The organism is uncultured Boseongicola sp., from assembly GCF_937988555.1.
GTDB lineage: Bacteria > Pseudomonadota > Alphaproteobacteria > Rhodobacterales > Rhodobacteraceae > Boseongicola.
On sequence record NZ_CALJXO010000083.1, the window covers coordinates 1 to 18,119 of the forward strand.

17 protein-coding genes and 2 pseudogenes are annotated in these 18,119 nt (G+C 53.5%); 14 read left to right on the forward strand and 5 right to left on the reverse strand.

Annotation, left to right across the window (positions count from 1 at the left end):
• Positions 1–18: 18 nt before the first annotated feature.
• Positions 19–87, forward strand: coding sequence for an SEC-C metal-binding domain-containing protein (locus Q1B15_RS23345; protein WP_366141674.1), 69 nt, complete (start codon positions 19–21; stop codon positions 85–87).
• Positions 88–699: 612 nt separating this feature from the next.
• Here Q1B15_RS23345 and Q1B15_RS04705 read toward each other — a convergent pair.
• On the reverse strand, positions 700–1,683 hold the full coding sequence (locus Q1B15_RS04705; protein ID WP_299750892.1) for a magnesium transporter: 984 nt from the start codon (positions 1,681–1,683) through the stop codon (positions 700–702).
• Between the two features lie 173 nt (positions 1,684–1,856).
• Positions 1,857–2,141: a hypothetical protein gene (locus Q1B15_RS23350; RefSeq protein WP_366141673.1), complete on the reverse strand. Its 285-nt coding sequence runs from the start codon at positions 2,139–2,141 to the stop codon at positions 1,857–1,859.
• 467 nt (positions 2,142–2,608) lie between these two features.
• Between Q1B15_RS23350 and Q1B15_RS04715 the strand changes: the two genes are divergently transcribed.
• The 7 genes from Q1B15_RS04715 (at position 2,609) to Q1B15_RS04745 (ending at position 8,880) form a co-directional block, all read left to right on the forward strand.
• Entirely contained in the window at positions 2,609–4,273 is a 1,665-nt protein-coding gene (locus Q1B15_RS04715; protein ID WP_299750895.1) for a phosphoethanolamine--lipid A transferase, read from the forward strand.
• On the forward strand, positions 4,270–4,671 hold the full coding sequence (locus tag Q1B15_RS04720; protein ID WP_299750898.1) for a diacylglycerol kinase: 402 nt from the start codon (positions 4,270–4,272) through the stop codon (positions 4,669–4,671). The genes Q1B15_RS04715 and Q1B15_RS04720 overlap by 4 nt, the downstream gene beginning before the upstream one ends.
• 10 nt (positions 4,672–4,681) lie before the next feature.
• Positions 4,682–5,374 carry a phosphatidylserine decarboxylase gene (locus Q1B15_RS04725; RefSeq protein WP_299750901.1) on the forward strand — a complete coding sequence of 231 codons (693 nt, stop codon included), beginning with the start codon at positions 4,682–4,684 and terminating at the stop codon, positions 5,372–5,374.
• Positions 5,371–6,138, forward strand: a complete 768-nt coding sequence (locus tag Q1B15_RS04730; protein ID WP_299750904.1) for a phosphatidylcholine/phosphatidylserine synthase — start codon at positions 5,371–5,373, stop codon at positions 6,136–6,138. Before Q1B15_RS04725 ends, Q1B15_RS04730 begins: the two co-directional genes overlap by 4 nt.
• On the forward strand, positions 6,119–6,775 hold the full coding sequence (locus Q1B15_RS04735) for a response regulator transcription factor (RefSeq protein WP_299750907.1): 657 nt from the start codon (positions 6,119–6,121) through the stop codon (positions 6,773–6,775). The genes Q1B15_RS04730 and Q1B15_RS04735 overlap by 20 nt, the downstream gene beginning before the upstream one ends.
• Positions 6,772–7,959, forward strand: a complete 1,188-nt coding sequence (locus tag Q1B15_RS04740) for a histidine kinase dimerization/phospho-acceptor domain-containing protein (protein WP_299750910.1) — start codon at positions 6,772–6,774, stop codon at positions 7,957–7,959. Before Q1B15_RS04735 ends, Q1B15_RS04740 begins: the two co-directional genes overlap by 4 nt.
• A 549-nt stretch (positions 7,960–8,508) precedes the next feature.
• Positions 8,509–8,880 (forward strand): hypothetical protein, encoded by a 372-nt coding sequence (locus Q1B15_RS04745; RefSeq protein ID WP_299750914.1) that lies wholly within the window; start codon positions 8,509–8,511, stop codon positions 8,878–8,880.
• 140 nt (positions 8,881–9,020) lie between these two features.
• Here the strand turns inward: Q1B15_RS04745 and Q1B15_RS04750 are convergent, their stop codons facing one another.
• Positions 9,021–9,290: a DUF6429 family protein gene (locus tag Q1B15_RS04750; protein ID WP_299750917.1), complete on the reverse strand. Its 270-nt coding sequence runs from the start codon at positions 9,288–9,290 to the stop codon at positions 9,021–9,023.
• A 298-nt stretch (positions 9,291–9,588) separates the two neighbouring features.
• On the opposite strand from Q1B15_RS04750, the pseudogene Q1B15_RS04755 reads away from it, so the two are divergent.
• Positions 9,589–10,279: pseudogene (locus Q1B15_RS04755) on the forward strand (IS6 family transposase).
• Positions 10,280–10,421: 142 nt separating this feature from the next.
• Here Q1B15_RS04755 and Q1B15_RS04760 read toward each other — a convergent pair.
• A complete protein-coding gene (locus Q1B15_RS04760; protein WP_299750920.1) occupies positions 10,422–11,468 on the reverse strand; it encodes an Ldh family oxidoreductase in 1,047 nt (348 codons plus the stop codon).
• A 572-nt stretch (positions 11,469–12,040) separates the two neighbouring features.
• Complete coding sequence (locus Q1B15_RS04770; protein WP_299750923.1) at positions 12,041–12,937, reverse strand: SMP-30/gluconolactonase/LRE family protein; 897 nt, start codon at positions 12,935–12,937, stop codon at positions 12,041–12,043.
• Between the two features lie 204 nt (positions 12,938–13,141).
• Here Q1B15_RS04770 and Q1B15_RS04775 point away from each other — a divergent pair, with 204 nt between their 5' ends.
• The 5 genes and pseudogenes from Q1B15_RS04775 to Q1B15_RS04795 all read left to right on the forward strand — a co-directional run.
• The gene (locus Q1B15_RS04775) at positions 13,142–14,461 is read left to right on the forward strand and encodes an ATP-binding protein (protein WP_299750926.1); all 1,320 of its coding nucleotides are present in this window, start codon (positions 13,142–13,144) and stop codon (positions 14,459–14,461) included.
• Positions 14,458–15,198, forward strand: coding sequence for a response regulator transcription factor (locus Q1B15_RS04780; protein WP_299750930.1), 741 nt, complete (start codon positions 14,458–14,460; stop codon positions 15,196–15,198). The genes Q1B15_RS04775 and Q1B15_RS04780 overlap by 4 nt, the downstream gene beginning before the upstream one ends.
• A gap of 189 nt (positions 15,199–15,387) precedes the next feature.
• Positions 15,388–16,407, forward strand: coding sequence for an ABC transporter substrate-binding protein (locus Q1B15_RS04785; protein ID WP_299750933.1), 1,020 nt, complete (start codon positions 15,388–15,390; stop codon positions 16,405–16,407).
• Positions 16,408–16,455: 48 nt separating this feature from the next.
• A complete protein-coding gene (locus Q1B15_RS04790; RefSeq protein WP_299750935.1) occupies positions 16,456–17,916 on the forward strand; it encodes a sugar ABC transporter ATP-binding protein in 1,461 nt (486 codons plus the stop codon).
• A pseudogene (locus Q1B15_RS04795) lies at positions 17,917–18,119 on the forward strand (ABC transporter permease); the annotation flags it as partial.

An 18,119-nucleotide genomic window follows, 5' to 3' on the forward strand; every position in this document is an offset into this window, starting at 1 on the left:
CCGTTCCACGGAAAGAAAGTGGGAAGGAATGAGGCCTGCTCTTGTGGGTCTGGGCGGAAGTACAAGCGCTGCTGTGGGGCAAACTAAAGAGCGTTTGTCCGCACCCCCCACCGCATCGACGGGTGTCAGCACAAATACGCGCCACTCCTCCTCGGTTCAGGTCCGGTGGTGCGTCATTTTAAATCCTTATATGCCTCGCAAGGAGTTCGTGGATTTGTAGTCGATCGACATCGCAAGGTCGGGTGACCAGAATACCGGGTATCGTACCGATTTTTCGGCGATGCCCAAAGAAAGGATCGAAAAACTCAGCAAGAGGGGCGAACATTTAACTCGAGCGCTGATTGCCGAATATTCGCCCAAACTCGCTTGAAAAACCGATATAGATCTTTGACAGACGGCTACTTTCAGCGCCTTGAGAGCCCAAACACTTTAACCGCCTGTGGGCCGCACCATCCTTTGCCGATAGCATTGCCTCGCCCCCATCCGCGTTCGCCACGGGGCAGATTTTAGAGACACTTCCTGTCAGGGATCGACTCCGGCTGGGGGCGGAATCGTATCATAAGCTCTCTTGATCACGATTTTGGCCACTTATATAGCCCAGCGGCTTTCGAGGTCAGTCCTTGAGCTGTCTTGCGACGGCGCTCACCCTGGCTTGACGGGTTACGCAAGTGCATCCTGACAATGGACAACCGCTATTGGCTAAAGCACCAGCAGGCTGACCAGTCCAAAGTATATGAAGAGGCTTGTCACATCTTGTATGATTGTGCAGATCGGTCCGCTTCCCATGGCAGGGTCGGACCCAAGTTTCTGAAAAACCCACGGCAGACCAAAGCCCACGACAGCTGACATCGCACCGCCAGCCAAGACCGACAAACCAACCGCGGTGGCCAGCAGTTGATCGCCAAAAACTCCCAACACAGCGCCAGCAGCCAAAACTCCGAGCGCAGCGCCTATTCCGATGCCGATAACCAGTTCGTCTCGCAGCAAGGGCAGGATTTGCACATCATCTCGTGCCAAACTTCGGACGCTCACTGAAACCGCTTGGGTTCCGATTGCGCCTGCGATGTAAACAAGCGCGGGTACGAAGAACGCCACGGCGACGTTGGCGGCGAGTGCATGCTCGAACCGCACCATCACCACCGTTATCAACGAGGATGCGACCAAGCCAAAGACCAGCCAAGGCAAACGGCGAGAAATGCGGTTCACAATACTGGCGTCCAGCGCTGCACTGGGGCCGTCGTCATGGGGCGTGATCCCAGCGATAAGTTGGAGATCCTCCATGTGCTCTTCACGCAGAATACGAAACAGAGCTTCAGGCGGCACCACGCCGATCAGCCTTTCATTGCCGTCGACGACCGGAACCGCGATCATGTTCAGCCGCATTGCCAGTGCAGCAATCTGTTCTTGATCCGCATCCAACCTCACGGCCTCATGCTCCGGCTCCATGATGTCACCGATCCGGACTTGGCCATCTGCGAAGAGATCATTAATCCGAACGATACCCTGCAAATGCCCGGAGGTATCGGTGACAAACACTGTATCCGCGCATTCAAAAACTGAGCCGCGCAACGCATCAATTACTTGTTCTACTGGCGTATCAATGTGAGCCCTTGGGATGCCCGTAAGCATGTGCTCCGCGGCGGTGTCGCGGATGGCTTCGGGGTTTGGGCGAGTATTGGCCATTTCGCAGCTCCGACTATGGCGCCGTGAAAGAGCAGCGCGAGACTTACCAGAAACGATGTCTTACAAACGCGCAAGGTCACGTCTTGCGGGAAAAGTCATTGGACGGCGAGTTTGCCAAGTTCAGGTTCTATAAATCTGAGACCTTCCAAGGTCTGCCAAGCGGATAAAGCCACTTATGACAGGACCATCCAGACGGCGACTGCGGCCAGCACTACACCAAACATCGTGTTTGGTTTTCGGGTGCTATCAGGGGGCTTAAAATACCCTGTAATTTTGTCACCAATCAATGCCCAGATTGAGAATGCTATCAGGTTGTTGACGGTGAATGCCGTGGTGACCAAAGAAACTGTACACACCCAGCCGGTTTCTGACTGACCGAGAAACAGCGAAATTCGCCGCCGTTCACGCTTCCGTCTATAATCGCTTTCATCAGGAACGCAGCCTCTCAAGTCGGACAATTTTCATGCCTAACCGTGCCGCTCGTCTTGGCGATTGGCGCGGCCATTGCGCGACATGAGGAGCCGCGTCCCTGTCCATTCGGAGACTGGTCGAATTCGTCGGGGAGCACCACGATCCGTGAGCTGACCGAGCGCAATTCACGGATCGTGGTGTGTCTGGAAGAGCTTGAACGCGAGCAGAATTGCTCTGAATGCCGGTTTGAACTTTTCTACCGTTTCAGTTCCGTAGCCTTTTGATACGCGGCCGAACGAACCCAATTGGCCCGCGCGACATTGGGAAGTGACCCAGCAAGAGCGATGGCTCCCAAACAAGGGTCTGCCATCGACAGGGCGCGTCCCGCAAAATAGGCAAATGCGGGAAATTGGATTGGCCACCGCATTCTATTGTCGCTGGACATCTGGTCCGTAAGGTTCGCGTAAGGTTCGCGTGGTGAAGAAGGCAAAATTAACAGCGCGGACCGATCTCGATGACTTCCAGTTCTTCTATTCGAAAGCCTTTTTCCAGGCTGCGTTCGGCAACACCTGTCTCGCCAGTGGTCTTAACCATGCTGACGATTATTTTCGTCTTTTGCACCTATAATACCACGTTTTGGTCCATCGCAGCGGACGTATTCACGGGCCATCCGCTGTCACTGGCCGGATACATGTCCGCCCTATTTTTTCTGACCCTGTCGGCTTTCAGCTTCCTGGCATTCCCCTGGATTGTGAAGCCATTTCTGGGCTTCATCGTTCTCCTAAGCTCTGTGACATCATATTTTATGGACTCGCTGGGAGTGATCATTGACAGGGATGTGATCCAAAATGCGGCCGTGACTACGTTTACCGAGTCCAAGCATCTGATCACGCTTGGCTTTGTGACACATGTTGTGGTGTTTGGTATCTTGCCTGCAATTGTGCTCCTATCGGTCAAGATAAAGTCGCAAGGCAGGCTTAAGACCTTCGGAGTGCCCGTCCTCACTATATTGCTGAGCCTCAGTCTGTTCGCCGGTTTTTTAGTGGCGGACCTGAAGTCATACGCTTCTATCTTGCGGGAACGAAAAGATTTCATGAGCAGCTTCCAACCGGGGGCTCCCTTGGTCGGCGCGATCCGCTACGTCAAATTGATGTCGCGGACCGCCAATGTGACGGTCGCGCCTGTTGGTCAAGATGCGAAGAAGGGTGCCTCATACGTCATGGGCGGCAAACCGGTTCTTACAATCGTCGTCGCCGGGGAGACGGCGCGCGCGCAGAATTTCAGCCTGAACGGCTATGGTGTGGATACCAACCCCAAGCTGGCAATGCTGCCCATTATCAACTTTTCCGACGTCTCGTCCTGCGGAACGGCAACGGCTGTCTCCTTACCGTGCATGTTCTCAAAGTATGGCCGTGATGATTTTTCCTACGAGAAGGGCGTCTCGAATGAGAATCTCGTCGATGTTTTAGGCTACGCTGGGTTGCATGTTGAATGGTGGGACAACAACACCGGCGACAAGGGTATTTCGGATCGCGCTGTGTCGCTGTCATTTACTCACACGCAGAACGACGAGCTCTGTGCTGTCGGCGAATGCATGGACGGAATATTCATTCAGGCTCTCAAGGAATATGCACAGACGATTACAACAGATACCGTTCTAGTTCTGCACCATATCGGCAGCCATGGGCCGACGTATTACTTGCGATACCCGGAAGAGTTTGAACGCTTCACCCCAGCTTGTCGCACAGCGGAATTCAAAAATTGCACGCCAGAAGAGATCACCAATGCCTATGACAACACCATTGCCTATACCGACGAGATTCTGGCGCAGACGATTGAGTTCCTAAGAGCCGAGGGCCAGCTTACAACCGCGTTGCTTTATGTTTCGGATCATGGTGAGTCTCTTGGAGAGGCTGGTCTCTATCTCCACGGCGCACCATACTTTCTGGCACCTGAATTTCAGATCAAAGTACCGATGATCCTATGGATGTCAGACGGTTTCCAAGACAAGTTTTCAATCTCCAAAGACTGCCTTGCAGACAAGAAAAATGCCTCCCTTTCACACGACAATCTGTTCCACTCGCTGCTTGGCATGCTAGACATTAGAACCAATGTTCATAACGCTGATCTAGACATTTTTGCGACTTGTCGGACCGAGCAAAAGGTTGCCAGTAGATGAAGAAACCGGAGACCCATGTTCAACCGAAGCCCGATCGGATCACAGGAGCTGCCCATATTTTTGCGGCGGCAGGCTACTCCGTCTCAGGCGTCCGCAGGCTATGGCATGAAACAGCATTTCGGCATATCGTTTTTGCGTTGCCTGTTATCGTCGTTTTGTTCGCAGCAATTGGGGCCAGCTTTGCCGACTATTGTATTCTTCTGATCCTGTTCTTTTCACTGGTAGCGGTCGAAGCCCTGAACACCGCGATAGAATGTATCGTTGATCATCTGGCCCCCAACTGGGAAGAATTCGCCCGCGATGCGAAAGACCTGGGATCTCTCGCAACAATGTGCCTGCTAGGCGCAAATGCCGTGTTTATCGTATCGGTTCTTGTGCGAAGCCTGGCTCAAATCTGAAAGATAACTGATGAACATGCTCAAAATCGTTGCGGTTCCAATGCATAGGGAGGGCAGGAAATTCGTTGCAATCTTTGCCGTTGTTACCCTTGGCCTGGCATTGGTTTGGGAGCCGCTCTTCTGGCTCGGCGTCGGTGCAACAATCTGGTGCTACTATTTTTTCCGCGACCCCGTGCGCGTTATTCCCCAGCAGCCGGGCCTCGTTCTATCGCCGGCAGATGGCATTATTTCTCTCATCGAAGACATTATCCCGCCCGAAGACCTTGGGCTTGGCAACAAGCCGTTGCAAAGAGTTTCCGTCTTCATGAATGTCTTTAATTGCCATGTGAACCGCGCACCAATTTCGGGAAAGATCACTCAGGTCATTTATCACCACGGGAAATTCCTGAACGCTTCCCTTGATAAGGCAAGCGAGCACAATGAACGCAACAGCTTGGCCATCGAGGTCAGTGAAGGTGTGCAGATTGGTGTCGTACAGATCGCTGGCCTCGTTGCCCGACGCATTGTTTGCTTTGTGAAGCCAGGGGACACGGTAGACGTCGGCCACCGCTTTGGACTAATCCGTTTTGGCAGCCGTCTGGATGTCTATTTGCCCGTGGGTGTATCTCCACTTGTTGCTGTTGGGCAGACTGCAGTCGCTGGCGAGACAATTTTGGCAGACTTGTCAGACCCGCAACGACAACGCGCCGGCACACAGGTATGACCCGCAAATCGCACATCAAGTTACGCCACATCGTTCCCAGCATTGTCACGGTGTTTGCAATCTGTGCCGGCATGACCTCGATAAGGATGAGTCTTGATGGCAACCTGGAGATGGGTCTCTACTTGATACTGCTCGCGGTGTTCCTCGATGCTGCTGATGGCAAGCTGGCACGTTTTCTGGACAGCGCCAGCCCGTTTGGTGCGGAACTCGATACACTCGCCGACTTTTTCAATTTTGGTATTGCTCCCGGCGTGTTGATTTACAACACGCTCTATATCGGTACGGAATATGCAAATCTGGGCTGGCTGGCGTCGCTTGTTTTGGGAGTCTGCTGTGCCTTGCGACTGGCACGGTTCAACCTGTCGGTCAAAAGCACCGAAGTGACACTAAAAAAGGAAGACTTTTTTGTGGGTGTCCCTGCACCGGCACTGGCAAGTCTCGCTTTAACGCCGGTTTTCATGGAGCTTTATGGCTGGGAAAATACCGATCTTCCAATTTTGCGAGCAGTTTACATTATCGCCGTAGGGCTTCTCGCTGTCAGTACGATACCGACATTCTCGATCAAACATGCCTCGATCAGACGGTCGCAACTGCCATTCGTCATCGTCGCTGCAGTCGTTTTGATCGTGTGCCTAATGGTCTATACTTGGCCGACGATGATCGCCGTTAATTTTCTCTACCTTGCCTCCATTCCGTTTTCCTTTTTTGCGCAACACAAACTGGCAAAGGAACACACGCACCCAAATGCGCATTCTGTTGATTGAAGATGAAGCCGCTCTTGCACGCCCGCTCATTGAGCATCTCGAAGCGGACTGTCACATCGTTGAATGGTTTGGCACTCTCGATGAAGCTGAAAGCGCGATTCACGTTCTGGAATATGACGTCGTCCTGCTGGACCTCTTCCTTCCCGATGGGGACGGGCTATCCTTTCTCACTTCGATAAGAGGCCAGCGCATCAGCACACCTGTGATAATCCTGACCGCCCGAGATAAAGTTTCGGATCGGATCAAAGGGTTAAACCTTGGGGCGGATGACTATATTCTAAAGCCATTCGATCTTGATGAGGTAAAAGCTCGAATTCACACAGTCTGTCGGCGTAGCGCGGACCAAAAATCCCAGATTATTTTCATTCGCGACCTCAGAATCTCGCTGGCGGAACACAGCGTTTCAAGGGACGATCAGGCCATTCGATTGACTGCCAAGGAATGGGGGATTCTTGAGACGCTGGTGCGCCGGCTATCAAAAATAGTGCCAAGGGAAAACCTGGAAGCGTCAATCTATGCTTACGGTGAGGAGGCCGAAAGCAATGCACTTGAGGCGCACATCAGCAGACTACGAGCAAAGCTAGGAAAAGGTCTGATCATAACGCACCGTGGCATGGGTTACGAGTTGGTAGCATGACCACTCGACGAAAGAGTCTGCTCGGCGCAATCCTCAAATCTCTTATTATTCCCGGCACCATCGCAATCTTGGCCGGTGTCTTCGTTGTCTACAGCCTAATGAAAAACGAATATGATGAGATTCTGGACATCGGCCTGACGAGCAAGGCCAATTTACTTCTCAAAATCGTGGAAACGGCGGCAGAAGCAAACAGCGCACCCAACACTTTAGACCTCTCGGCACTTCTTTCTTTTGAAGAAGAGGCAATCGGTCAAGACGAGCGTACGATCTATTGGCTTCTCGATGCCTCAGGCAATGTTATGGACCGGTCGCCACTTGCGGAGGCAGAGTTGATGCCAGAGCCCTCACAAGTGGGTCTGAGTACACTGAATGGCTACAGGATTGTAGTGCTGAGAGCCGATCACGACCTCGGGATGACTGTCATAGTCGCGGAACCCATGCACGAGCGCAACGAAGCCATTCGTGATGTTGTGCTGGGCGTTCTCGTTGGCTTTTTACTTTTGGGGCTGCTCTTTGCCGCTGCTGCATTCTTTGCCGTTCGGCGGTCAGTCCACATAATCGCAGCTCTCAGCGATAACATTGCCGACAAGAACGAGCATAATCTGTCCTCGATTGATCGTAACAACTCCTTTGCTGAATTTGAGCCCGCAATCGAAACGCTCGACAAGCTATTGCAGCGTCTCGACACTGCGTTTGAAGCCGAGCGTGCGTTTGCAACCAATGCGGCGCACGAACTGCGCACTCCGGTCGCTATCTGCCTTGCACAGGTACAGCGCCTTAAAGCGATGTCGCATGATCCTGCAACGTCGAACAATGTCCATGAAATCGAGTTGGGCCTCAAGCGCCTGGTGCGACTGGTAGAGCGACTGCTGCAAATGTCTCGTGCTCAGTCAGGTTTAGGAAGCATAGCGATCGAGACAGATAGCAATCAAGTGATTTCCTTGATGCTCAGAGAACTTCGCAATCGTGAACCCTCAGACAAAAAGCTCGTTTTGCAATATCCGACTGGCACTTGGCCAAGCCATGTTGATCCAGATGCTTTGGGGATCATCCTGAACAACCTTTTTGACAATATGCTGAAATACGCCTCGGGCGAATGGCCGAGTATGGTCGATGCCAGTCGGCCAGGTCGGGTAGTGATTTCAAATGATTGCGACCCTCTCGGGCCACATGACCTCGAATAAATCAAAAGACGCTTCGTGCGCAAAGCTTCGATATCCGCTGGATATGGTCTGGGACTGTCGATTGTTGAGGACCTGTGCAATCAGGCCGGATGCCAGTTCGAAATCTTTTCACCGCAATCAGAGAAATCGCGGGGTTTCACCGCAGTCCTGACTATTCCGTCGAAAAATAGGTAGATTTGGTTTAGAACTATTCACCTGCGTTTACAGCTCCTGCAATTCTTGGACCGCTTTGGGATTATTCTGCCGTCCCACATACCCGACAAGTGGTAATCCCCCATTTATGGAGGCTTTCGTAACTGGAACTAAGCAGCCATTTGGTGCTGGTTCAGTTTCATCGCGGGGGTAAACCCGCCGCAGCCGACCTTCTGCGACTCGGATGGCAATGAGGTGCTATTTCACGATCTGCGGTTTCCGTTTGCAGCAGGCGTGACACAAAAGGAAGTCGCTCCTTGCCTGAACGGGGCCAAAATTTTTTTTCCCGAGGGGCCGCGTTTCTGGAACTGGCTTGCTTTGCGCCGAACCCTCCGGCGCAAACAGGCGAGCGGCATTATGCTAGACTCACAGATGACAGGCAGCACGGTGCTGGGTTCTCTCGAACTGAAGGGCAAGTCCCTGCTGGTCACAGTAAATTCGGTTGCACGCGCGGCTAAGGTGGAAGCATTGGTGACCGCGGCCGCGGGCGAGCGCCTGAAGCGATCATTAACTACGATCCGCACTGTCGAACAGATGATGGCCGAAGAGCGCCCCGAGCTGCCGCGGGAGGGCGCTGACGAAATTCCATCTCAGTTCCCCCGGCAGATTACTCAAGACTATATGGACAAGCACTATCGCGAGACGCGCCGGTGGCCGCGTTGGGTGGCAAGTCGCCTCGCCAAGCGGTGCGCAGCGCGGTTGGTCGTAAGAAGGTGTTTGAGTGGCTAAAGCTCTTCGAGGACCGGAGCGCCCGACATGATGATTCCGGTATCGGCGAGTATGACTTCGGCTGGATGTGGACTGAACTCGGGCTGCAGGATCACAGGTCCTAGGACGCAGGCTAAAACGCTGCACAGTTGAGAAAACCGCTATGGTAGCGAAATGCTGCTTTTGGTTGTTCCGAATAGTTTGAGCAAAAGGTGCTCGGCTTTGCGCAGGCCTTCGTCCGTCAGGACGACAGAATGAGCTTTTCCGACTGGGTTGGAGATCAGTCCCTTTGAATGCAAGCGTCCCATTGCATCCCAATCGAAACCTTTCCAAGCTCGGTTTTCGGCATGGAGCGATAGGCTAAGCAAAGCCAATACAGCGTCGTCGATTTTACCTTCATCGAGATCCATCTCGCCAAAAAAGAGCAGCAAAACCACTTTGTCAACGTTTTGGAAAATGGCGCATCCCGCATGCTAAGGACCAAACGCACAAAAGACTGCTTCTGGCGGCAAGCGGCGGGATACGCTTTGCGAGATCGACGAGGTCCAACTCAACCGCTCACATTTTGCAGATGCAAGAGGTTCTGCGCGCCGGGACTTCGCATGATTGGACGACAAATGCCGAGATCGCATAGGGCGTTGTCACATTAACTCGACGGTCAGTTCAACGATGGGCAATTGCCGTTGAATGGGCAGAATATCCTAGGCACGCCACCGATTTCCATCTTCAATACTCCAACGGCCCGTCTGGCTCTGCTTTCGCTTTCCGCTGAGCTTTCGAGACGCCGGGCACATGCTTGACGAACGTGGCATTGGGGTCAGCTATGAAACGATCCATCGATGGGTTTTGCTGTTTGGACCGGCGATCACAACCAGGGTGCGATCCTGCAGGATGCGACCTTTGGGAGTCTAGCATCTTGAGGAGGTCTTCGTTCGCATTGATGGCAAGCGGACGTGCCTTTGGCGCGCTTTTGACGATGAAGGCGAGGTTCTTGAGGTGCTGGCGCGGTCGCGTCGAAACATGCGTGCAGCGCTTAAACGTATGCGGAAACTATTGAAGAAACAGAGCTACATTCCTGAAGATATTATCACGGATCAGCTGGGCTCATATTCAGCCGCCCTTCGGGACCTTGGCTTGGCTCACCCTCATGTTACCGGTAATCGACTGAACAATCGGACGGAAGGTTCGCATCCATTGCCCGGCAGTGGTTTGTCTGCAAAACTATGGGAGGGGGCCATCGCAATGACAAGAACGCCGAATGGGACGGTTCAAATCACCCGGATCAATACAGCGATTTCTGTCTGTTCACCACGCCATCTACACCCATTTCAATCTGCAACACCATCTGATCTCCCGCCGAACTCTCCATCAAACCCGCGCCATAGCACTCACTGAATGCTTCGAGATTGTGGCTGCGTGATCTTGGGGAGCGTCGGCATATTCGGTTCATCTGAGTTAACGTGACAAAGCGTTCGATGCGGCAAAAAGGGCAGCTTCACTGTCCCTGCAAAGACTGGGTCGCCTCCGTCTCACAGCACCCCTTAGAGTTCCCGCGGGAAATTTTAAATCACTGGATCGACGCCTAGTGTGCGCGCCAATTCGGTAAAACTGGCCGCAGTCAACGGATCAAGCACGATGCCGTTTTCGCGACGCTCAAGCGCCACGGCCCATTCGCGATCACCCGGCGCCATCACCTTTCTCCCGGGCCGGGAAGGAGAAGCGCGCAAAAGCTCCAGATACCGCGTTACTCCAGCCTGCACAATTTCAGCCCCGGCAAAAGCGCCGGGGTCAAGCGCGATAGCAAACGCCCCCATGCCGCGCGGCGTGCTGAAATCGGGCCCGCCCATGGCGGCGATGTCGGGCGATAGTTTCATCCCTGTCAGTACGGCCGAAAAAAGTTCTGCTACACCGCCCAGGCCCGCCCCCTTAAACCCGAACATGCTCCCCAAAGGCGCGAGCATATCCGCCACAAGCGGATCTGTCGTGTCGGCGCCTGCGCTATTGGATGCCACACCTTCGGGCAATTGGGTGCCGGTGGAGCGGTACAGTTCCACCCGGTTATAAGGCACCGCACTGGTCGCCATATCTAAAAGCCAGGGGTTGCCCAGGGTAGGACAAGCGATGGACAAAGGGTTCGTGCCGTGAAAACGCTCGGCCCCGTCGTGCAGGCGTACGAAACTGTCACTGTTGCAGGTGACCAGGGCCAACATACCCCGCTGTGCCGCGCGCATCGCATAGGCGCCAGCCGGTCCAAAATGTGATGAATCTGTGATGCCCACGGCACCTACCCCCGCCTCGGCCGCCAAATCGCAGGCGTGATCTATCGCGGCATAGGTGGCGCGCGCGCCCTGGGCATTGTCACCGTGCAACATGCCGGAACCGGCCCGCGTGCGGGTGAATTGCAACCGCGGTGTCTTGTTCAACCGCCCCCCTTGCAGCGCCTTGGCGTAATGGCCCAAAAGGCGCACCCCGTGGCTGTCGACCCCGTGAATCGACCCATGCATCATCGATCTGGTACAATCGCGGGCAGTTTCGGTATCCGCTCCGACGCCGGTTAAAACGCCACGGCAGAATGTGGCCAAATCGTTGGCCTGAACAGGTTTCGTCATGTCTTTCCTAACGGTAGAGTAGGGTGGGCAGCCATATGGTGATGATCAGCACAGCCTGAGTGGTCAAACTTCAGTGTTAGTGCATGAGTGGCCTGGTTTCCATCGGGACGATGGATTCCGGAGACGGCACGTGATAGCCTAATTCACCGCGAGGTCGCTTGGTATTGTAGTGTTTCGAAACTATCGAAAGTACTTCGTCAGTTCTGTCGACGTTTGTCGGCAATCCAACGTCCATACATGATAATCTTCGTGTCCTACCCACAAATTGGAAAGTCATCGCCTTGCGGTGATTTTACGTTCGATTTCCGCTTTCGCTTCGCACTGTGGAAAATCTGCTGCACGGGCGCGGTATCGACATTAGCCACGAGACGGCCCGTTTTGATGGAATATAATTGACCCGGTTTTTGCGGTAGAGATCCGTAGAACTTGGGTCAGTCGAATGCGCGCGTACACTATCTGTGGCGGGCGGTAGATTACGAGGACTAGACTGGTTCGCATTCGTCTGACAGCACCGCCAGGACTTTTGCGAACTTTCATAAAGACGGAAACATTCGGCTCAGTCTGCAGGCTATCTAACCGCGAACGCCCACATAGATCGCATACAGAGATTTCGTGGCCGTGATAAATAAACGGTTTCGTTTGGGGCCGCCAAAGCACAGATTTGCAACCACCTCGGGCACTGGAATTTCGCCCAAAAGCGTGCCGCTGTAGTCATAGCAGCTAACGCCGCGCCCAGTGCTGGTCCATAGATTGTCTTGCGTATCGACGCGAAATCCGTCGGATAGGCCATGCTCGATCTCGGCAAAGACGGCGCCGCCTTGCAGGCGGTTATCCGAGACATCGAAGACCCGAATATGGTGCGATCCGTTTGGGTCATGGCTTAGACCTGTGTCGGATATATAAAGACGGCTTTCATCGCGGGAAAAGGCTAACCCGTTGGGTTTGTCGAAATCCCTCGCAACGGGCACTGGTTCACCGTCTCCATCCGGATCGACGCGATACACAAAACATCCTGCTTGTTCTTGATCGGCCATCTTACCTTCGTAATCGCTTAGAATTCCGTAGGGAGGATCGGTAAACCAGATTGATCCGTCCGACTTGACCACTACGTCGTTGGGAGAGTTGAGCCGCTTGCCGTCGTGCCGATCGGCAATCACGGTCACCGACCCGTCGTGCTCGCGCCGTGTCACGCGACGGGTCAGATGTTCGCAGGAAATGAGCCGCCCGTTTTGATCGACCGTGTGGCCATTGCAATTGTTGGCGTCCTTGTCGAAAACGCGGACGCCCATGCCCTCGGCCCATTGGTAGACTTTGTTGTTGGGAATGTCAGACCAAAGCAGATACTCACCCTGGGCAAAATATGCTGGGCCTTCGGTCCAAAGCATTCCATCAGCAAGCCTTTCCAATTCTGCGTTTGGCAAGATCATGTTGCGAAATCTTGGATCATAGACAATTGGAGCTTCAGGCATCTTAATTCTCTGATTGTTGTTTTGAGACGCTAACGTGGCGGGGCAGGGAAAAACAGTGTCCGATGGCATTCTTTACAGTCGGTTCGGCGCAGCCTGATATGCGGTGATCCGCAGGTCTTTGTGCACGAACATGCATTTCACAACCCAATGCCAAGCTTGGCGCAAGAGACGCAATACCCTAGATTTCCTGTGGGAGGTGACCGAATGGACGATTGTGACGACATCAAACTTGAGCATTATCTGGCAATTTCGCGTGCTATCGGCGGAGAACTTGACTTCCAGAAGGTTCTGAATCGGATCGCTGGGGCAGTGAAGTCGAAGCTGATTGACTATGACCACATGGATGTGGCCGTCGTCCTGCCGAGTGACAAGTCCATGCATGTTGCCATCGAAACCGGTGTTAAGACCATCTGGGGCATAGATGGAAAAAAGCAGGAAAACGCCCTTTCCCCCATTCGTCAAATTCTGAGTGGCGAGGTGGACTTGCAGACAACCAATGACGCATGGGAAGACGCCAGGTTTCATTTCGATGGTGCAATTGATGCACCTATCTTTGAGGCCAACTTGCGTAGCCGGATACATGTTTCGTTGAATGTTCATGGCGAGTTATTGGGTGCACTTAACATCTCGGCGCACATGAAAAATGCGTACGGTGATCGTGAAGTTGAGATTGCCAGAAATATTGCGGATCTAATTTCACCCTACATTTACGCGCTCATAAAGGGCGAGCAGGCGCAGGCGTCGGCTTCGGCCGAAGGCGCCGCACGTGGTCGAGAGCAATCATTGCGGATCGGGGCGCAGAAACTTACAGATGCGATGGAGGCTGAACGTCAACGGCTGGGTATGGAACTACACGATCAGACGCTTGCCGATCTGTCCTCGATTTATCGACGGGTAAAACGGTTGGCGGACGATGTGCGACCTGAAGTACGCGAACTGCACAATCTGTCCGACACGATTTCGCGCTGCACAACGGAACTGCGCGGGATTATCGAAAATGCCAAACCTGGAGTTCTTGACCTGTTCGGGCTAACACAGGCGATTGAGGCACAACTTAAACGCTCGACCCAAGGCGTGGATCGCGAGATATCGACGTCTGTTGTCGACACAACGAGTGATGTGTTGGATCACGGCGCTTATCGCATCAGGTTGGCGGTTTTTCGAATTATCCAAGAGGCCGTTACGAATGCGGTCAAGCATTCAGGCTGTACGGCGATCAGCGTTCGCCTGTCGCAAACTTCCGACCATATTCGGATCGAAGTTGCCAACGATGGGAGCAAGCCGACTGAAGGTTGGAGGCGTTCAACCGGAGGCGTGAATAACATACGTGTGCGCGCTGCGTTGATCGGAGCGGAAGTCTCGTTTGAGCGAGGCGACGGCAGTAAAACCATCTTGAGTGTTCCTTTGGATGTGTTGAACAGCCAGATTTCCGACGAGGAATTCAGCGGTGTGCCGTCTGCTGTGTTCCGCCGTGCTGTTGCGGTCCCAGAAAGCGAGTTGCCCCGGTTGGAGAACACGGAATGAACATCTTAATTGCCGAGGACGACCCGTTCCATCGCTCGTTTCTGTCCAACACTGTGCGGAATGCATTGCCCAGTTGCGAGACCCTTTACGAAGCGGTGGATGGAAAGGAAGCAATTGATATCGTTTTAAAAAAGGAAATAGACGGCGTTGTGATGGATTTGCAAATGCCAGTTTTCAGCGGCATCGCGGCGGCCTCGACCATTTGGGCCAAGCGGCCCGATATGCGGATATTGTTTTGGTCGAACTATTCCGACGAAGCCTACGTTCGAGGGATTTCCAGAATTGTGCCGAAAGAGGCAGTTTATGGATATCTGCTCAAGACTGCGTCTGAGCATCGTCTTGGTCTAGCGGTGCTGGGCGTGTTTCAGGAAGATCAGTGTATTATCGACCGTGAAATCAGGGGCGTCCAGCAACGCACAGAAGATATCCACGAAGGTTTGTCCAACACCGAATTCGAGGTTTTGATGGATATCGCTCTGGGTATGACGGACAAATCGATTGCCGCACGACGCGGGATTTCCACCCGCTCCGTTCAAAGTCGGCTGAAGCAACTTTACGAGAAGCTAGGTATCGAGCACGTAGCGAGCCAGGACAACATTGGGCCAGCGTTCAATTCCAGGACGCGCTCTGTCGCAATCGCTCTTTCACGTGGATTGTTGAATCTTGAAGGCATGTCGATTGCCGAGGGTCAGTTGAAGCTGTGGTTGAGCGAAAACGATGAACATCGTCCGAATTGAGTGTGGCTTTTGCGGATACCCGCACTGTCTGTTGTTGAGACACGCAGTCGATCCCTCGCAGGCGCTGGTTCCGACAAGTTAACAAATCCATAGATTGTTCTGGAAGAGCTGAAAAAAGCTTCTCCGTTTTGGACAAACGAAGTGGTCGTCGCTAAAATAAGACGATGAATTTTGCATTGGGAGGAAGACATGAAACTTTCGACACTCGGGCTATTGTGCCTGTCGGCTGCAGTGGGAACACTTGCAACTTCTGTTACAGCCGTGGCCGATACATCAGACAAAAAAATCGCATTATCAAACAATTATGCGGGTAATTCCTGGCGGCAGGCGATGCTCACAAGTTGGGAAAAGAATGCCAGCGCCGCTGTTGCGGATGGCACAGTCGCCGCAGCCGACGCGTTTACGACGGCCGAAAATCAGGTGACCGAACAGGCGGCGCAAATTCAGAATCTGATTTTGCAAGGCTATGATGCCATCGTGATAAATGCAGCGTCACCCGAAGCTCTGAATGGTGCCGTGAAGGAGGCATGCGACGCTGGTGTCGTTGTGGTGTCTTTCGACGGTATTGTGACGGAGCCGTGCGCCTATCGTATTGCGGTCGACTTCCACAACATGGGTAAGGTTCAGGTTGAATACCTGGCCAGTCGCCTGGCAGACGGAGGCGATTTACTTGAAATCCGGGGTTTGGCGGGCGTTTTCGTTGATGATGAGATTTCGGGAGGCATCCATGAGGGTGTGGCTGAGAATGCGCAGTTCAAAATCCAGGGATCAGTTCACGGGGATTGGGCTCAGGATGTGTCCCAGCGGGCTGTCGCGGGTATTTTGCCAAGCCTGCCCGAGATCAAGGGCGTCGTAACCCAAGGTGGTGACGGGTATGGTGCTGCGCAGGCGTTTAAAGCTGCAGGGCGTCCGACACCAATTATCGTGATGGGCAACCGCCATGACGAACTGACCTGGTGGAAAGAGCAGAAAGACGCAAACGGGTACGAGACAATGTCTGTTTCTATCGCGCCCGGCGTCTCGACCCTTGCTTTCTGGGTGGCTCAGCAAGTGCTGGACGGTGCGACTGTTCCGCAGGACTTGTCGGTTCCGTTCCTGACAATTTCACAAGATACGCTCGAAGAAAATCTGGCGAACACCCAAGTTGGCGGTGTCGCCAATGTCGAGTATTCTTTGGAAGATTCACTCGCGGTCATTTCAGACAACTGATCGTCCCGGTGCAGCGAGTTGCATGGCGTTTTAAAGAGAGTCCAAAACATGCAAAGCGCGGCACCACTGGTAAAAATGAGCGGCGTCGAAAAGAATTTCGGCGCTGCTCGCGCGCTCACTGGAGTCGATTTTGAGGTTAATCGCGGCTCTTGCGTGGGCCTGGTAGGCCATAACGGTGCCGGCAAATCGACGTTGATGAATGTACTGTCTGGCGTGATCCTCCCCGACGAGGGAGAGGTTCAAATTGGTGGGGTGTTACTGGACAATGGCTATGACCCAGCTGGTGCTGCACGGCACGGCGTTCGCTCGGTTTTTCAGGAACTATCACTCTGCCCCAATCTGACGGTAGCTGAAAACCTACGCATTTCGCATCCGTCGATCAAAGGCATTGGTTGGCGCAAGGCCGCGCGGAAAGTCATTCTGGACGAGCTGGACCGGATATTTCCTGGGCATGGCATTTCGCCAGACACCGAAGTCAGTTCGCTCTCCATTGCGCGCCGCCAAATGGTCGAAATTGCGCGGGCGTTTTCGAGCGTCACCTCAAAAATTGAACTTGTCATCTTGGACGAACCGACTTCGTCACTTGACCAGAATTCTGCAGCGCAACTGGTTGATTTCGTGCGACAGTTCGTTGGTAAGGGGGGCAGCGTGATCCTGATTTCTCACTTGCTTGGCGAGATATTGGATGCCTCTGACAAAATCGTCGTCATGCGTGATGGTCGTTCAGTCGCAGTTGACGAGGCAAGGAATTTTGACCGCGCCCGTCTTGTGCGTGATATGGGCGATGTTTTGGCTGAGAACAGCGAATTTGGGGCAAGGAGCGGCGCCAAACGTGAAGGGCCGCCGGTCGTGACAGGCCCAGCGGAGGACGAGCATCAGCTTGTTCTTTACCCCGGCGAGATTGTCGGATTTGCGGGGCTTAGCGGGCACGGCCAAACCGAAATGTTGGTTCGAATATTCGAAGCGGCACAGGGCGCTCGCGGCCCTATCGTGGCCACTGATCGGGCGGCTTTTGTAGCCGGTGATCGGCAGACCGATGGAATTTTTCCGCTTTGGTCGATCACGCAAAACATCTTTGTCAGTTCGCTTGAACGACTAAAGAAGGGCCTTTCGTTTGATTTCGAACGTGCTGAGCGAGAGGCGCAAGATTGGCAAAGCCGGCTTTCAGTTCGCACACCTGATATGGCCAACAACATCTTATCATTGTCGGGCGGCAACCAGCAGAAAGCGCTGTTTGCACGCGCGCTCGGCTCTGACGCAGGGATCGTTTTGATGGACGATCCGATGCGCGGCGTTGATGTAGGTACCAAGCAGGAAGTCTATGAGATCCTAGCGGAGGAAGCAGCCAATGGACGCGCTTTGATTTGGTATACCACGGAAACTGACGAGCTGAAACATTGTGACCGCGTTTATGTATTCCGCGAAGGCAAGATCGTGGCTGAACTCTCGGGGGACGCGTTGAACGAGGCCAATATACTGGGTGCTTCCTTTGAAAAAGAGGATGCTTAGATGGCACGGTTTTTGACACCCAAGGCCTTGCGCACGCTTTTGCCAGCTTTGTCGTTGGCTGCACTTTTGGCCGCAATTTTCTATTTGCAGCCGCGCACGATGAGCTACTTCGGGCTGAACCTGTTGTTGAATTTGGCGGTTCCGATTGCTTTGGCGACAATTGCCCAAATGTTCATTCTGTGTGTGAACGATCTTGATCTTTC

Coding starts and splice junctions, on each gene's coding strand:
- Q1B15_RS04790 (WP_299750935.1), top strand. CDS start 16,456: ATGCAAAGCGCGGCACCACTGGTAAAAATGAGCGGCGTCGAAAAGAAT.
- Q1B15_RS04785 (WP_299750933.1), top strand. CDS start 15,388: ATGAAACTTTCGACACTCGGGCTATTGTGCCTGTCGGCTGCAGTGGGA.
- Q1B15_RS04775 (WP_299750926.1), top strand. CDS start 13,142: ATGGACGATTGTGACGACATCAAACTTGAGCATTATCTGGCAATTTCG.
- Q1B15_RS04705 (WP_299750892.1), bottom strand. CDS start 1,683: ATGGCCAATACTCGCCCAAACCCCGAAGCCATCCGCGACACCGCCGCG.
- Q1B15_RS04730 (WP_299750904.1), top strand. CDS start 5,371: ATGACCCGCAAATCGCACATCAAGTTACGCCACATCGTTCCCAGCATT.
- Q1B15_RS04720 (WP_299750898.1), top strand. CDS start 4,270: ATGAAGAAACCGGAGACCCATGTTCAACCGAAGCCCGATCGGATCACA.
- Q1B15_RS04770 (WP_299750923.1), bottom strand. CDS start 12,937: ATGCCTGAAGCTCCAATTGTCTATGATCCAAGATTTCGCAACATGATC.
- Q1B15_RS04740 (WP_299750910.1), top strand. CDS start 6,772: ATGACCACTCGACGAAAGAGTCTGCTCGGCGCAATCCTCAAATCTCTT.
- Q1B15_RS04745 (WP_299750914.1), top strand. CDS start 8,509: ATGCTAGACTCACAGATGACAGGCAGCACGGTGCTGGGTTCTCTCGAA.
- Q1B15_RS04725 (WP_299750901.1), top strand. CDS start 4,682: ATGAACATGCTCAAAATCGTTGCGGTTCCAATGCATAGGGAGGGCAGG.
- Q1B15_RS04780 (WP_299750930.1), top strand. CDS start 14,458: ATGAACATCTTAATTGCCGAGGACGACCCGTTCCATCGCTCGTTTCTG.
- Q1B15_RS04715 (WP_299750895.1), top strand. CDS start 2,609: ATGACTTCCAGTTCTTCTATTCGAAAGCCTTTTTCCAGGCTGCGTTCG.
- Q1B15_RS04760 (WP_299750920.1), bottom strand. CDS start 11,468: ATGACGAAACCTGTTCAGGCCAACGATTTGGCCACATTCTGCCGTGGC.
- Q1B15_RS04735 (WP_299750907.1), top strand. CDS start 6,119: ATGCGCATTCTGTTGATTGAAGATGAAGCCGCTCTTGCACGCCCGCTC.